10 protein-coding genes are annotated in these 16,229 nt (G+C 31.1%); 4 read left to right on the forward strand and 6 right to left on the reverse strand.

Annotation, left to right across the window (positions count from 1 at the left end; translation table 11 throughout):
* Nucleotides 1–15: 15 nt before the first annotated feature.
* Nucleotides 16–243 (forward strand): VF530 family protein, encoded by a 228-nt coding sequence (locus J3S90_RS11625; RefSeq protein ID WP_210646324.1) that lies wholly within the window; start codon nt 16–18, stop codon nt 241–243.
* On the opposite strand, the gene J3S90_RS11630 is transcribed toward J3S90_RS11625, so the two are convergent.
* The 3 genes from J3S90_RS11630 to J3S90_RS11640 form a co-directional block, all read right to left on the reverse strand.
* A complete protein-coding gene (locus J3S90_RS11630) occupies nt 240–791 on the reverse strand; it encodes a DUF3575 domain-containing protein (protein ID WP_210646325.1) in 552 nt (183 codons plus the stop codon). The two genes, J3S90_RS11625 and J3S90_RS11630, sit on opposite strands and share 4 nt — an antisense overlap.
* 109 nt (nt 792–900) lie before the next feature.
* Complete coding sequence (locus J3S90_RS11635; RefSeq protein ID WP_210646326.1) at nt 901–1,449, reverse strand: GNAT family N-acetyltransferase; 549 nt, start codon at nt 1,447–1,449, stop codon at nt 901–903.
* Nucleotides 1,450–1,574: 125 nt separating this feature from the next.
* Nucleotides 1,575–2,312, reverse strand: coding sequence for an aldose 1-epimerase family protein (locus J3S90_RS11640; protein ID WP_317192541.1), 738 nt, complete (start codon nt 2,310–2,312; stop codon nt 1,575–1,577).
* 180 nt (nt 2,313–2,492) lie between these two features.
* Here J3S90_RS11640 and J3S90_RS11645 point away from each other — a divergent pair, with 180 nt between their 5' ends.
* The gene (locus J3S90_RS11645; protein WP_210646327.1) at nt 2,493–4,757 is read left to right on the forward strand and encodes a M1 family metallopeptidase; all 2,265 of its coding nucleotides are present in this window, start codon (nt 2,493–2,495) and stop codon (nt 4,755–4,757) included.
* Nucleotides 4,758–4,837: 80 nt separating this feature from the next.
* Here the strand turns inward: J3S90_RS11645 and J3S90_RS11650 are convergent, their stop codons facing one another.
* The 3 genes from J3S90_RS11650 to J3S90_RS11660 all read right to left on the reverse strand — a co-directional run bounded on the left by J3S90_RS11650 (nt 4,838) and on the right by J3S90_RS11660 (nt 9,995).
* Nucleotides 4,838–5,878 carry an agmatine deiminase family protein gene (locus tag J3S90_RS11650; RefSeq protein WP_210646328.1) on the reverse strand — a complete coding sequence of 347 codons (1,041 nt, stop codon included), beginning with the start codon at nt 5,876–5,878 and terminating at the stop codon, nt 4,838–4,840.
* A 2-nt stretch (nt 5,879–5,880) separates the two neighbouring features.
* Entirely contained in the window at nt 5,881–6,768 is an 888-nt protein-coding gene (locus tag J3S90_RS11655) for a carbon-nitrogen hydrolase (RefSeq protein WP_188050474.1), read from the reverse strand.
* Nucleotides 6,769–7,283: 515 nt separating this feature from the next.
* On the reverse strand, nt 7,284–9,995 hold the full coding sequence (locus tag J3S90_RS11660; RefSeq protein WP_210646329.1) for a S8 family serine peptidase: 2,712 nt from the start codon (nt 9,993–9,995) through the stop codon (nt 7,284–7,286).
* A 607-nt stretch (nt 9,996–10,602) separates the two neighbouring features.
* Between J3S90_RS11660 and J3S90_RS11665 the strand changes: the two genes are divergently transcribed.
* On the forward strand, nt 10,603–11,433 hold the full coding sequence (locus tag J3S90_RS11665; RefSeq protein ID WP_210646330.1) for a M57 family metalloprotease: 831 nt from the start codon (nt 10,603–10,605) through the stop codon (nt 11,431–11,433).
* A 400-nt stretch (nt 11,434–11,833) separates the two neighbouring features.
* Nucleotides 11,834–16,219: a PKD domain-containing protein gene (locus J3S90_RS11670; RefSeq protein WP_210646331.1), complete on the forward strand. Its 4,386-nt coding sequence runs from the start codon at nt 11,834–11,836 to the stop codon at nt 16,217–16,219.
* Nucleotides 16,220–16,229 lie beyond the last annotated feature (10 nt).

Consider the following 16,229-nt stretch of genomic DNA (forward strand, 5'->3'; position numbering starts at 1 on the left):
TTATATATTTGCAAAATGGAAAATTCAAAATCAAAAGATCCTCTTCACGGAATCACATTATTAAAAATAGTAGAGCAATTAGTAGCACATTATGGCTTTGATACCTTGGGGGAGCTGATAAAAATTAAGTGTTTTACAGATAATCCAAGTGTTAAATCATCTTTGACTTTTTTACGAAAAACAGATTGGGCTAGAAAACAAGTAGAGGAATTATATATTAGTTCACTACCAAAATTCAGTTAATTTAATTTGTAGGAAACCATTACACCGCCACGATAAGGAAGCCATTCGCCACTTTTGTTGTATTTTTTAGCACCATCATAGCGTATTTCTGTATTAAAATCATATGCTTTATAAAAACCTTGATGTGATCCTCCTCCTAAAAAACAATCCAACATAAATTTCTCATTTATTTTTACCTGATAGCCAACAGTTGCTCCAATAAAATAGCCAAAACCTTTTTCGTAATATGGTGTATTTAAATAATTCCATTTTTGAAAATTGAAAATACTCATACCGATATGAGCCCCAGCATAAAAACCATTATATTTTTCTTTAAAATGGAAGCGATATTCTGGTGTAAAAGTGTAAAACTCTCGAGGTTTGCCATTGACAGATTTCCATAAAGAGGCTAAAACATCAAATTGTAACGTTGATTTTTCACCAATACTTGTTTCAATACCAACATTTGGAACTGTTAATAAGGTAGTCAAAGCATTTGCTTTAATGTAAGTTTGACCAATTGATAATACAGAGAATAAAAGAAAAGAGGTAATAAAAAATTTTTTCATAAAAAGTAATAGCTAATGCTTTTAAATTATAGGTATTAATAAAAGCGCTACAAATATAAAGATTTATGTTTTGTTTTTGGTTAAGGAATCTAATTTAGTGTTATCCTTATTATTTATTTAAAATAGTATAAACGGCACTATCTAAAAAGCGTCCATTAAAGAATTCGTTTTCTATGAAGTGAGCTTCTTTCTTAAAATTATTCTTTTCTAAAACTTTTGCCGATCCTAAATTATCAGGATCAATAACCGCCTCAATAGAATGTAATTTCATGACTTCAAAGCCATATTTTACTACTTCTTGAACGGCTTCAGTCACAATTCCCATTCCGTTAAATTCGGGTAATATCATATAACCTATTTCAGCTCTATAATGTTCTGGTTTTATTCTATAATGACCTATAATTCCAATTAGTTTTGGATCTCCTTTGTAAGTTATAGCCCAATTAATTCCCTCATTACTTTCTATTTTCGATTCTATCATTGCTATATGAGCTAAGGCTTCTTCGTTAGTTGTAACTAAGGGTCTTGGGATATATTTCATTGTTTCGGGGTTAGATCGCAATGCGAAAACCTCTTTTAGATCATTATTATCGACTCTTCTTAGGAGTAGGCGCTCTGTTTCTAAATTATGAAAGGGAGTAAAATTTATATTTAGCATAACTTTAATTTTTAGAATATTTCGATACTGAATTTTGATTTGAAAGTTTCTGATGCATTTAGAATCTGGATTCCCTCTTTTTCATCTAGCTTTCCGGAACTTTTATTTGTATCGGAATATCCAAACTAAGGTTCTATGCATATAAAAGGCGCATTTGGTTTTGTCCATATTCCCAAATCTTGAAAATCTTGAAAGCAGACCTTTAAACGAGGTTTTTTATTATCTATAATTGTCAATGATTTAGATTGTATGTTTTTAAAAATTAACGCATCATTTTTGAATAGTTCGTAGTTCAAATCTATTTGTTTGTTTTGCAATTCTAGACTTTTTGTTCGATCAGAAATCAAATTATTTTCTAAAAGGTAATATTGTAAAGTATCTTGTTTTTCAAATTCAATTGAGTAATTTTCAAAATGATTTGGTAAAGCAAAAGCAGGGTGAGCACCAATAGAAAATGGCATTGATGTACTACTGTTGTTAAATACGGTATAATCTACTATTAAATTTTTTTCAAGCAAAGTGTATTGTATTTGTAGCTCAAATAGAAACGGATAAACTTTTAATGATTCTTCTGAAGATTGCAAAGATAAAACAACACTATTTTCTTTTTGATCTAGTATTTTAAATTCCATTTCTCTGGCAAAACCATGTCTTGACATGTTATATTCTTTGTTGTTTATAGTATAACAGTCATTTTTTAAAGTGCCAACTATAGGAAATAGAATAGGAGAATGTTTCCCCCAGAAAGCAGGATCTCCTTCCCACATATATTCCTGTGCATTGTTATCTTTTAAGGAACATAATTCGGCTCCCAAAGTTTCAATTTGAGCTTTTAATTTTGAATTTGTAATAGTAATTGTCAAAATGGTTCTTAATAATAGTTATAAAAATAATAATGTAAATATATTTTAATTTTCCTGTAAAAAGAATATAAAATAGGGAGGAATTTTTCATAAATTTTATTAATTTTTAGGTATTACAATGAATATAATTTAAGATTTGAATTATTTTTCATTAATTTGGTGCTTAAATAATAAAATAAAATGAAAAACATTCGCATCGGAGTCATTTTAAAATTGACTTTATTAATGGGAGTTAGCTCGATCTGGGCTCAACAAAATGCTACTAATGCACCAACGAATCCTATTTCCAAATACGATTATCATGATGCATTTGCACCGTTTTTTTACAACAATAACGGAACAAGTACTCGATCTGCTAGTGGTCAGCCTGGTGCTGAATATTGGCAAAACAGAGCAGATTATAAATTAACAGCTAAACTAAATGAGGCTACCAACGAAATCTTAGGTTCTGGATTAATTACTTATACTAATAATAGTCCAGATAAAATGAATTTTGTTTGGATGCATTTAGATCAGAATTTATTTAAATCAGACTCTAGAGGAAATGCAGTTGTACCCCTAACAGGAAGTCGTAATGGAGCACAAGGACAAGCATTTGATGGTGGTCATAAAATCAAATCAGTAAAAGTAGTCAGTACTATAAAAGGTAAAACTACCGAAACAGAAGCTAAATATTTAATTACAGATACAAGAATGCAAGTTTTTCTTCCTCAAGTATTAAATCCAAAAGGAGGAGCAGTTAAAATTAAAATTGATTTTTCTTTTACTTCTCCATTAGAAGGATCGGATAGAATGGGAGTGCTAGAAACTAAAAATGGTAAAATTTTTACAATAGCACAATGGTATCCTAGAATGTGTGTGTATGATGATATTAGAGGTTGGAACACCAATCCGTATTTGGGTGCTTCAGAATTCTATTTAGAATATGGTGATTTTGATGTAAGTATTACTGTTCCTTCTAATCATATTGTGGTGAGTTCAGGAGAATTGCTAAATCCTAATGCAGTTTATTCTGCCGAAGAATTGAAACGTCTAGAACAAGCAAAGCAAAGTGATAAAACTGTTTTTATACGTACTGCAGAAGAAGTAGCAAAATCTTCAAAAATGGCTGTGTCGTCAACTAAAACATGGAATTTTAGAATAAAAAATTCACGTGATTTATCTTGGGCCTCTTCTGCCGCTTTTATTTTAGATGGAGCAAAAATTAATTTACCAAGTGGTAAAAAATCTTTAGCCTTATCTGTTTATCCTCAAGAAAGTGCTGGTAATGATGCATGGGGACGTTCTACAGAATATACTAAGGGATCTATCGAGAACTATTCAAAAAGATGGATGGAATATCCTTATCCTGTAGCTACCAATGTAGCAGGAAATGAAGGTGGTATGGAATATCCAGGAATCGTTTTTTGCAGTTGGGAGTCTAAAGGAGCAGATTTGTGGGGCGTTACAGATCATGAATTTGGTCATATTTGGTTTCCTATGATTGTAGGTTCTAATGAACGAATTTTTGGATGGATGGATGAGGGATTCAATACTTTTATCAATTCTGTGAGTTCAGTAGATTTTAACAATGGTGAATATAAAGAACCAAAAGCCGATTTGCACCAAAGAGCAGAATATTACACCAATCCAAATCTTGAGACTATAATGAGTTCTCCAGATAATATGAAAGAAGCTAATATTGGTGTACTAGCTTATGCAAAACCAAGTTCAGGTTTAATTATTTTAAGAGAACAAATTTTAGGAGAAGAGCGTTTTGATCTCGCTTTACGTACTTATTTAGAGCGTTGGGCATACAAACATCCTATGCCAGATGACTTTTTTAGAACTATAGAAAATGTTGCTGGTGAAGATTTGGGTTGGTTCTGGAGAGGTTGGTTTCAAAATAACTGGCGTTTAGACCAAGGAATTAATAGTATAAAATATGTAAAAAATGATCCTAAGCAAGGAATTGTAATAAATATTGAAAACTTCGAAAAAATGGCAATGCCAGTAATTTTAGAGGTGAAAACTAAAAGTGGTAAAATAAGTCGTATCAATCTTCCGGTTGAAATTTGGCAAAAAAATAAATCATGGTCATTTAAACACGAATCAACAGAAGAAATTGAAAGTATTGTAATTGATCCAGATCATATTTTGCCAGATAGTAATGTTACAAACAATACATGGACAGCAGATAAAGGTTTAGTAGAAAAGGATATTATATTAGATGGCTATTTAGGTGTTTATTCTACTAAAATGTCCCCATTAAAAATTACTTTTTCAGAAAAAAATGGTGCTTTAAAAGCATTGATAACAGATTATCCTGCCTTTACAGTGCAACCAACTGGTAAAAATAATTTTGAATCAAAACAAGCTGGTCTTAAATTTGAATTCAATGAAAACCTTAAAGGTTTCAATATGATTACTTCGGATGGTCAAAAAATTGAATTTACTAAAGATTAGTGTTTTTTAAGGAACAAAAAAAAGACTTGTAGCATTTTGCTACAAGTCTTTTTTTGTTTACTGTATTTTAGAATATTAATCTATTCTGGAATTTGTTGGCTTAAACAGTGTAAAGTACCAAAACCCCAAATAAAATCAGTACAACTAATTCCGATAACTTCTCTATCAGGAAAACATTCTGAAAGTATGTTTAAAGCTACTCTATCATTTGAATCGTTGAAAGTAGGAACCAAAACACAATTGTTTAAAATTAAGAAATTAGCGTAACTAGCCGGCAAACGCAATCCTTCAAAATCCAAACGTTTTGGCATTGGTAAAGCTACAATTATAGGTGATTTACCATTTTCTAATTTGGCATTTTGTAACCTTTTTAAGTTGTCTTGCAAAGGTTTGTAATTATGATCTTTTGGATCTGTTTCCACGATTGTAACAATAGTGTCTTCGTTTACAAAACGACATAAATCATCAATGTGTCCGTGTGTATCATCTCCTTCAATTCCATCACCTAACCAAATTACATTTGTGATACCCAGATATTCTTTGAACACAGCTTCGTAATCCTGTTTGGTGAAATTTGGGTTTCGAACCTGAATACTTGGATGCATCAAGCATTCTTCGGAAGTTAATAAAGTTCCTCTTCCGTTGCTATCAATAGCGCCCCCTTCTACAATTACGGGTTTTCCTTTGTACATTACTTGCGTAACAGGAATATTTAGAAACTCGCCTACAGTAGCAGGAACATGTTTATCTAATTGAATGTTTTTATATTTTGCCCAACCATTAAAATTAAAGTTTAATGCTTCTCTTTCATTTCCGTTTTTAACAATAATAGGACCTGAATCACGCATCCAACTTCTATTGGTTTTCTGAATGATATAGGAAATATTAGTCAATACAACATGAGCTGTTTCAAGCATTATATTGACTTTTTCTTTTTGATTCTCATCTGCAACAACTAAAAAAACAGACTCGAAAGAAGCCACTTTTTTAATAAATTCTACAAAAGCCCATTTAACGGCTTCATATTTCCCAGGCCAATCATTACCATTGTGAGGAAAACAAAGTAAAACACCTTGTTGTTTTTCCCATTCAGCAGGAAATCTTCTGTTAGTTGTACTCATAATTAGTCGATTGCTCTTTTTGTAATATCCCCAAAAGCGTCAATTCTTCGGTCTCTAAAAAAGGGCCAGTTCTGACGTACGTTTTCTTGTAAATCCAAATCAACTTCGGCAATAAGGATTTCCTCTTTATCATGTGAAGCTTGCGCTAAGATTTCTCCTTGAGGTCCTGCTATAAAAGAAGCGCCCCAAAACTGAATTCCAGCTGTATCAGGTAAATATTGTTCTAAACCAATTCTGTTTGCAGCAGCAACATAAACTCCATTCGCAACTGCATGACCTTTCATAACGTTCATCCAAGCGCCATACTGGTTTTCGCCATATTGCTCTTTTTCTTGTGGATGCCATCCAATAGCCGTAGGATAAAATAAAACCTCAGCACCTTTAAGCGCAGTCAATCTTGCTGCTTCAGGATACCATTGATCCCAACAAATTAATGTTCCAATTTTTCCTTTTTGTGTAGGGATTGTTTTGAAACCTAAATCCCCAGGGGTAAAGTAGAATTTCTCATAAAAATGGGGGTCATCTGGAATATGCATTTTACGATATAAACCTGCTTCAGAACCATCTGTATCAATGATGTAAGCACTATTGTGATAAATTCCAGCCATTCTTTTTTCGAAGAAAGGAACAATGATTACCACACCTAATTCTTTTGCTAAAGCGCTAAAAGCTATAAACGAAGTACTGTAAAGAGGTTCTGCTAAAGCAAAATTATCTACATCCTCACTTTGACAAAAATAATGACTGCTGTATAATTCGGGTAACGAAATTACTTCGGCACCAAGTTTTGCAGCATCACGAACCCAGCTTATGCATTTTTTTAAGTTGTTTTCGGCAATATCATTTAGGTTCAATTGAATGACTGCTATTTTGTATTTTTTGTTTGGCATGACTAAAATATTTAACTGCAAAAATAGTGAATTTTATAAGGATAAGAAAATATGTTTTTTATGTTGTTGAAATGATTTTACTAAGAAAAAACCTTTAAAATACTTTTGTTAAAACTTAGGTATGTCTAAATTTTTATGTTAAATCTCGCTATAATACTTTATGGAACTATAGAGTTTTAATTTGATGTTACTTTTTATTTTTATGATCGCTCTAACATTTAATCTAGCCTTTTCAAAATTTATATAAATCATTAATTTTTTTTAGCTCCGATTGCATTATTTTAATAGAAAAAAAAGAGAAAGGCACAAGTAAATTTTCTAAATCTCGCTCATGAGATTTTTTGTTTAGTCATAAGTTTAAATGCAGGATTTTTGTTAGTACTAATTTTATCTGTTTTGTACTTTAATTTAAGTAGGGTAAAAATAAAATCAATTATAGTAATAGGACGATAAAAATGCAATCTAATTTTGTATAGTTTGATTATTTTTATAGCTTTTACTAACTTAGTTTATAATTACATAATTATAATTTTTCCCGTTTCAATTTGACCTTTTTTGGTTACTATTTTATAGATATATATTCCAGCAAATATATCGTTGAGCGGTACACTGCTGATTTTTGAAAGAAGAGGAGTTGTAATCACATTTTGCCCAGTTAAATTATATAAGTAAAATAAAAATTGTTCTTCATTTTTAGCTTCTATGTAAAGACTTTCATTTTTTCGTACTAGAGTAGGAGTTACTAAAAATAAACTGTTAGCTAAATAATTGGTATTAATTGTGGTTGAGTTTATTATCGTATTATTCATTAGCGTTAATTTTATCTTATACTGATTATTGCCTTTTATTGGATTTTCATCCAAAAGATAAAAGTCCTTTGAACTCACATTGCTATTGGTGGCAATTATTATTTCAGATGAATTAATAATTTTAATTAAATCGATCTTTTTAATATTAAATATACTAAAGAGACCAACGTCAATTTTTACTTTATTTTCTTCATAAACTTCTGCTGCAGCTAATTTAAAATAACAATTTGAATTAGACTCGTAGACTAATGTTGACTGACTTTTAATTCCTTCACTTTTGCCAAATACTGGAGTAACTGTGTAGTTTTTTCCATCGGTATAGTGGTAGGTTGAACCAGATATTTGCTCTGTGAATTGTAAATGATCGCCTATTAATTTATAAATATTGAATAAATTAACATCAGTCGGCTTATTCCAATTTATTTCTGTAGTTCCGTCGCAAACTAAACTGGAATTTATATTTAAATCATACGAAATTGTAAAAAGATCTGATAAATAATCAACATTATTTACAGTCATTTTTAATCGTGCTTCGGCATACTTTTGTTCGGTAGGTGAATATTCAAATTGTTCTTTTTCTAAATTGACTTCTGTAGCTATTGTTTCCCATGACTGTCCCTCATTATAACTAATTGCTAATTGGCCTGTTTTCCCTGACAAAGTAGAATCCCATTTAAAAGGAGAAATTGTTTTACCATCAAACGGAAAATTATCAGTTCTAACGGGATAGTTCCATTCGAATTTATTTTCTAATTCAAATTCATAAGCTATACTGTAATCTTGAGACAAATTAGATAATAAATTTGCACTTACACCAATTGAGTAAATTCCAGCAATGGGATTGGTGACTATTATTTGCTCAATTGTATTAAGGTTATCTCTTCCCGTAACTGCTAATTCCTGGGGAGAATTAGGATTTAAAATATATGGTAAATAAACCGTTTTATTAGCTGAAATCAGCTCTAAGTCGAGGTCATTTACTAAACTAAATGCACTATTTATAGCTGCAGGCATATCGTTCCAAACCAATGTAATTTTAACATTTTTGGTTGCTGGTGGTATAGTAAGGTTATGCAAATTACGCTGATTATGATTGATGTTGCCAATTATAAATCTGTTCTCACTAATTGTTTTTAAAGATTTGTCCGCATCAATGCTACCGTAACCATATGTATAATCAGGACCCTTAGGACCTAGATCTTTAGCACTATTAATTAAAATAGCTTTTGCTAAAGCGTTATTTAAAGGTGCATTTGTGATCTTCTTAAAATGTTCTTTTAGTAAGGTCACAATGCCAGATGTAAGTGCTGTAGCATTTGAAGTGCCTTGCGTACTGTAGGCGACTAATTCCGGCTTAATTCTGCCATCATAAGCAGGACCTTTTGACGAAAAAGACATGATTTTTTCATATTGGTCAATGCAACCTATAACTATACTATTTTTTGACTGTTTAAAATTTCCAGAGAGACTTTTGAAACCTTCAGCACCTCTATTTCCTGATGAAAAAATATGAGTGAGAAAAGGGTTTGCAAATAATTGCTCATCATATGTTGCTGCTAATGATCCATAAAAATTTTCAATTTCGGTTCCATACGAATGATTTTGTGTAGTAGCTCCTTGTAAAGTTGATAGATCGTCCGGAAAAATTTTTAAAAAATCTGAGGACTGTATTTTTGATTTTTGTGCTACTCCTTTTCCTAAAATAGAGCTATTTCCCAATCCAGAAACAATGGTAGCCATGGCAGTTGCATGATCAGAGAGTTTTGTCGACTGAATACTGGAAGGAACAAGTTTATTTAGTAAGTCGATATCATTTATGTTTAAAAATTCGTCTTTTATAGAAATAATTTCATTCTCTCCTAATAGTGTAGGGAAATTATAATTTGCTTTGTTTATTTGATTAATAGTGAAATTTTGGTCTGCAATTTTAGATTCCGTTACTGGAATTAATGATTCACTGGAAACGGCTAACACACTATTTGATGAGATGACTTTGCTAATATTTTTAGAATTTGATTTAATTAGTATTAAATTATTTGTTGCTGTTCTGATAAATTGTATGGCAGCTTCATTGAGTTCATCAATTAAATCATCAATATTGTCTGTTGCCACTATGTATTGTTTGCTTTCGTCATGACTTTTGAAAGTAGCGGGTAGTTTCCAAAAATTATTTGCTGGCAAAATATTCTTCAAATCGTTTTTATCTAAAAGACTTTTTGTTTCAATAATACAATAATTTAAATCTAATTTTTTTACAATTTTCCACGATTTTTTGTGCGCATTTTCTAACGTAGAAAAATAATATTTTTGATTTTTTGCTTCACTTTCTTTCTTTATCAAATGCTTCCAAAAAGAAGAATCTTGAGAGAAGCTCATGGAATGAATTAGAATTAGCAGGTATATAAATTTTGTTTTCATTTTTTAGATTTTATTGATCCAATTTTAAGCCTGTTTATTTTACTTTGGAATAGATGCACTACTTTGATAGTAGCTTTTTTTTTGAAATTAATAGTCGATTTATCTTCTACGTTTTCATCGTAAATTGGGTTATTTATTTCTTCTAAAAATCTAAATCTTAACATTTTTAGACCCTCCTGATTTTAGTTAAAATATTTGTAAAACCTTATAGTAAAGCTTTAAAATCTAAAAATATTTCTCTAAAACAATAATTTTTTTCTTATTAAAAAAGTTAAAATTTAATTTAATTTTTATTTTTACATCGTATTTTATGATTTTATATTTGTTTTATTTTTAATTAATTATTTATTTTTTTATTGAAAAAAAAACAAATATAATTTTTTTTGATCATTTTTGATGCAATATGTGCTAAATAGTAGAAAACATTAGCTCTTTGGGATCTCAGTTAATATGTGTTAAATTGAAAATAGCAAAAATAAAAATTTGTTTTTGTTAAAATAATTTAATTTTTATTTTTAATGACTTTAATTTGTTAGTTTAGGCGTTTTGAATTTTGTAAAGCGTTCGAAAAAAGTAATATTTAACTAACCAAAATAACCATTAAAAAATGAAAAAAATTAAATCAATTTTAGCATTGACTTTCGTAGCATTGGTAGCATTATCTTGTAATAACGATGATGAGTCAAATCAAGCCAAAGCACAAGCAACAGAAATTACTCCAGAAGTTTTAAATAAACTTAGCGCATTATCTTTTAATAATAAAGATGTAAAAGTAGTAAAGCACACTAATTTAGACGGTACAATCGAAGACGTATTTTTGATTGAGGGTGATATTATTATGACTAAAAATCAATTGGAAAAAATGGATATTCACGGAGGTATTACGACAGAGCAATACCGAACTAACAATTTGGTTTCAGGACCAAGAACTATTAAGGTGGTAGGATTATCTGGAACAGGTGCATCTGCATTAAGCAATAACATGCGTGCAGGATTACAAGCAGCAATAAATAGATACAATAATTTAAATTTAGAACTAAAATTTAGTTTAACTTTTAGTTCTAGTACTAGTGGAGCAAATATAGTTGTTCGTAGAGAACAAGGTGGTGCAGGCGGAGTTGCAGGTTTTCCTTCAGGAGGTGCGCCGTTTAATTCAGTTACTTTGTATTCAGGTTTAGATACTTACAGTACTGGTGTTAATGCACACGTAGCAGCTCATGAGATAGGACATAGTATTGGTTTACGTCATACAGATTGGTTTAGCCGTCAAGGCTGTGGATCAAATTCAAATGAAGGGACTGCAGGAGTGGGAGCTATCTTGATTCCAGGAACGCCTTCAGGATATGATGCAACTTCATTAATGAGAGCTTGTTTTGGAAATAATGAAACAGGAGCCTTCAACAGCAATGATGTTACTGCTTTAAAATATTTATACTAAAGAAGTTTTAAGAACGCTTTACAAAAATAAAAGAGGCTGTTTCCTATTGTGAAACAGCTTTTTTTTTCTCCAGAAAGAAGCTAATCATTTCTCATTTATTATGTAAATAGTGTCTACTAAATACAAGAGAACATGTTTTTAAGGTAATATTTTATTACTTCACCTGAACTTCACTGAATTTTTTTAACATCCAGTAGTGTTTCTGCAGAACCGATTTTTTACACCATAAATTTAAATTATTTATTTTTATAATAATATTATTGATAATTATGTATTATTCGTATTTTACTGCCTATATGGTATTTATTATAATAAAAATTAAAAAAAAATGAAGTTTTTCGCGTAAAAATATAAATAAATATATATACTTTTACAGCCAAAAATTAACGAATTTTATTACATGAGGAATCTCTATTTTCTTGCTTATCTTTTTTTGTTACTGAATGCGTTCTCTATTTTTGCAAACAGCAAAAGAGTTGAAAAAATTGAAAAAAAAATAGAAGCCGACACAATTTATAACAAAGCATTCTTAGCCCCAGGAGTTTCTTTTAGTTTTGCAAATGATAATAGTTGTTCTGGTTCTCCAATACTATTTAAGTCAACCGTAAGTGGTGATGCTCCATTTAAATATTTATGGGATTTTGGTGATGGCAATACTTCTACTGCCATTAATCCTACTAATACATTCACATCGGTTGGTTGCGGTGTGCAAAATTTCGATGTAAAACTAACGGTTACTGATGCTAAGGGGATTAGTACATCGGTGACTAAAGTTATTTTGGTAAAACAAAAGCCAGATTTAAAATTTATAAATTTAAATGCTTTGTCAGGATCCAATTTATCTTTTGAAAGATGTGGTGATAATAATTTCAATCCAAAATATACCATTAATGTAGGTAACTCTTCTAATTCTATTTCTTGTATTTCGTCTTATACTATTGATTGGGGTGATGGGAATGTAGAAAATAATGTTACTTTCCCACGCGCGCACACTTACATGAAATTAGGTTCCTATAATATGATCATTACAGGAGCTGGAACGAATGATTGTTCTAGTGCAATTACTTATGTAGTTAAAAATTCTAACAATCCAATTGGAGCTCTTATTGCTCCAGGTAATACAACAAATTTTTGTATACCCGTTGCACCAATGGATTTTGCCATAGGTTCATGGGCATTAAACCCTTCCGATACAAATTATCAAGTGAATTATGGAGATGGAATCGTTACGAATTACACTCAACAAGATTTAGAAAGTTCACCTTATTATAATTCTCTAATTCCATCGGCTTCTCAAAATTTTCCCATACCACATACTTTTACACGTTTTAATTGTCCATCTGGTAACAATGTAACCCTAACAATAACTACTTCTTGTGGCAGTACTTATTTGATTGCTGGCCCAATTATTATATTAGATGTACCAAGAGTAAGTTTTTATGCAAATGATATTGCTTGCGTTGGTAGTGGTGTCACTTTTCATAATAATTCAATTGCTGGGTTTACAAATGGTTGCAGTACTAACAATGTGTACACTTGGGATTTTGGTGATGGAAGCGCTTTTTCAAGAGCAGTTGAGCCTATTCATTCTTATTTAACGCCAGGGACTTATACTGTTACTCTATTTGCTGAAACGCCTTGTGGTATATCGAGTAAAACAACAAAAACCATTTGTATAGAACCTGTATTAGAACCAAATTTCACCTTTGAAAAAGCTTGTGCTGGCAGTCCTTTGCAAATTACAAATACGACAGATACACGCCTAAATTGTGCTGCTGAAAGCTATTTTTGGGATATAAAAGGGTATTATGAAAGCTACTGTGGTAAAAAACCTGTGCAATGGTTTTTTACTAATGGTACGAATTCTTATTCTAAAGATCCAGTTATTAATTTTATAACACCAGGTACCTATGAATTAAGTTTGAGAACTAGAAATTCTTGCGGAATAGATCGTTATTCAAATAAAATTATAATGGTTAAGCAACCACCAGTAATTATTTTGAAACCCATTTCAGATTATTGTAATTCTGCAACAATATCACCTGTAGGTGAGGTGGTGCAAAGTTGTTCACCCGATAGTGAACTTACTTATTTATGGACCTTTCCAGGAGGTACACCATCTACATCAAACTTATTAAATCCGGGTCAAATAAATTATTCTGTCACAGGAAATTATCAAGCAATTTTTAGTGTTAGTAATAGTTGTGGTACAACAACAAAAACAGCAAATTTTTCAGTAAACACAGTACTATCTCCTATCATAAATTCAAAATCAGTAGAAATTTGCAGTGGCGGATCCTTTTTAATACAACCCTATACTAATGCTGTTGATAATGTACCTACAAATACAACTTATACTTGGTCAGATCCAATTATTAGTCCATCAGGTTCTATATATGGTGCCTTCTCACAAAAAAATCCTGTAACCAGTATTGGTCAAACACTAACTAATTACAGTAGTAGTCCAGTAACAGTTACCTATACCGTTTCTCCAAGCTCTGGGAGTTGTGCAGGCCCTAACTTTACCGTTACTATAATTGTTAATCCATTAATAATGGTTGCTGAGACGATCAAAAAAAGCAAATGTTTTGGATCTGATGATGCCAGTATTAACATCAATGTTTCAGGTGGGATTCCATTTCCTACCTCCAAACCCTATGTTTTTTCTTGGTCAGGTCCTAATGGATTTACCAGCACAGAAAAAGATCTTAGTAATCTTAAACCAGGAACCTATACTTTAAGTATTACCGATAATGGCACTTGCCCCTTTTCAAAATCTTATTTTGTTATGGAACCAGATAAATTTATTTTTTCTGGATTTAAAAATGATATTAGTTGTTTTGGACTTAATGATGGGAATATTAATTTAACCACTTCAGGCGGAACTTTGCCTTATAATTTTGTTTGGACTAAAAACGGAAGCCCTTATGCCACAACAGAAAATATTGGTAATTTGTCTCCAGGTGTTTATAAAGTAAGCATCACTGAAGAAAATAATTGTGAGACGCTTACAAATACATACACTATCATCGAACCTTCAATTTTAGAATTGAACCTTGTAAGTCAAGTTAATATTTTATGTTATGGAGATTATACAGGTGAAATTAATGTAAAAGCAAAAGGCGGTAGGGCTACTGAAATTTCAAGTGGTGTTTTTAATTATATTTACAATTGGAGTGGGCCAAATGGATTTTCTAGTACTAATCAAAACTTAACAAATTTAGCAGCTGGAACATATGACTTAGTCGTTACCGATAATTCTGGTTGTAGGATTAATTTACAAGTCATTTTATTACAAAATAGCGAAATATTTTTAGAGTATACTAAAACAGAAATAGCTTGTTATAATGATGCAAATGCCTCTATTACTATAACCAATATTAAGGGAGGTATTCCTTTTACAACAGGAGTTCCTTATCTTATAAAATGGAGTAATTTAGGAACAGGACGTGTACAGAATAATCTTTCTGCGGGAGATTATGCAATTACCATTACAGACGCCCTGAATTGCGAAAAAACATTTAATATCATTATTGATAATGCTCCTATATTTACTATCAATCCTGATGTTAAAGATGTTTCGTGTTTTGGGTCAAAGGATGCTCACATTAGACTGAATTTAATTGGAGGTAAAGCGCCAGTAGTACTAGTTTGGGATGACGATCCAACTGCTGGTATGGAAAGAAATAATATTGGGCCCGGTAAATATTCGTTAACAATTACAGATGCTAAATTATGTACAATCAAACAAACATTCATTATTAATGAGCCTTTGCAATTAGAATTAAGTGCCGATGTTTCAAACCCACTGAATTGTTTAAATGCTAATACAGGAGCAATCAATTTAATCGTTACTGGTGGTCAGTCTCCATTTAAATTTGAATGGTCCAATGGTGCTACAACAGAAGATTTACAAAATCTTTTACCTAATAATTACACTGTTATCGTTACAGATGCCAATGGCTGTAAAAAAACAGAATCATGGAAAATTATTCGTTTTGAACAACTTACACCTTCTATTGATGTGATGACTGATTATGATTGCAATACAAAATACGTTCATCAGACGTTTTATGGAAAAGTCAAAGGAGGAATTCCTCCCTATCAATTAACTTGGTCAGATGGTACCGTTAGCGGTGCTAATAATGAGATAATGAATACAAACAACAATGGTTTGATCATTTTTAGCGTTAAAGATAGTTTTGGTTGTACTGCAGAAATTACTTATAATGTTAATACACCGGTTTTGGGTAAAGCTAATTTCGAAACGAGTTCGTATGGTAATGATGTTTATGGTTTGTATTCTATTTATGACCCAATTTTATTCAAGAATTTAGCAACTGGAGACTTTACCCAAGTTTCTTGGGATTTTGGAGATGGTAATTTTTCTGATGAAGAAAATCCCAAACACATTTTTACTAAAACCGGAAATTACTCCGTCAAACAAACGGTTACTTACCCTTTTGGTTGTCAATATACCCAAACACTTGTACTAAAAGTTGAAAAAGGATATAGTTTAAAAATGCCAACCGCATTTACACCAAATGGAGATGGAATAAACGATTCTTTTTCACCCGTTTTTTTAGGTTTTGTAGAAATGACCATAGACATTTATGACACATGGGGCAGTATAGTATATACTGAAAAAGGGGAAACTTTGAAAGGATGGAATGGAAAAGTGAAGGATCTAGACGCAGAAAATGGAAATTACTATTTTAAACTTACTGCTAAAACATTTTATAATCATACCATCATCGAAAAAGGTACTTTAACATTAATTAAATAAAGCGAAAAGG

This window comes from Flavobacterium flabelliforme, from assembly GCF_017948675.1.
Taxonomy (GTDB): Bacteria; Bacteroidota; Bacteroidia; order Flavobacteriales; family Flavobacteriaceae; genus Flavobacterium; species Flavobacterium pygoscelis.

What these genes read in the sequence shown, in the direction of transcription:
- J3S90_RS11625 (WP_210646324.1), top strand. Translation starts at nt 16, where the DNA reads ATGGAAAATTCAAAATCAAAAGATCCTCTTCACGGAATCACATTATTA.
- J3S90_RS11630 (WP_210646325.1), bottom strand. Translation starts at nt 791, where the DNA reads ATGAAAAAATTTTTTATTACCTCTTTTCTTTTATTCTCTGTATTATCA.
- J3S90_RS11635 (WP_210646326.1), bottom strand. Translation starts at nt 1,449, where the DNA reads ATGCTAAATATAAATTTTACTCCCTTTCATAATTTAGAAACAGAGCGC.
- J3S90_RS11645 (WP_210646327.1), top strand. Translation starts at nt 2,493, where the DNA reads ATGAAAAACATTCGCATCGGAGTCATTTTAAAATTGACTTTATTAATG.
- J3S90_RS11650 (WP_210646328.1), bottom strand. Translation starts at nt 5,878, where the DNA reads ATGAGTACAACTAACAGAAGATTTCCTGCTGAATGGGAAAAACAACAA.
- J3S90_RS11655 (WP_188050474.1), bottom strand. Translation starts at nt 6,768, where the DNA reads ATGCCAAACAAAAAATACAAAATAGCAGTCATTCAATTGAACCTAAAT.
- J3S90_RS11660 (WP_210646329.1), bottom strand. Translation starts at nt 9,995, where the DNA reads ATGAAAACAAAATTTATATACCTGCTAATTCTAATTCATTCCATGAGC.
- J3S90_RS11665 (WP_210646330.1), top strand. Translation starts at nt 10,603, where the DNA reads ATGAAAAAAATTAAATCAATTTTAGCATTGACTTTCGTAGCATTGGTA.
- J3S90_RS11670 (WP_210646331.1), top strand. Translation starts at nt 11,834, where the DNA reads ATGAGGAATCTCTATTTTCTTGCTTATCTTTTTTTGTTACTGAATGCG.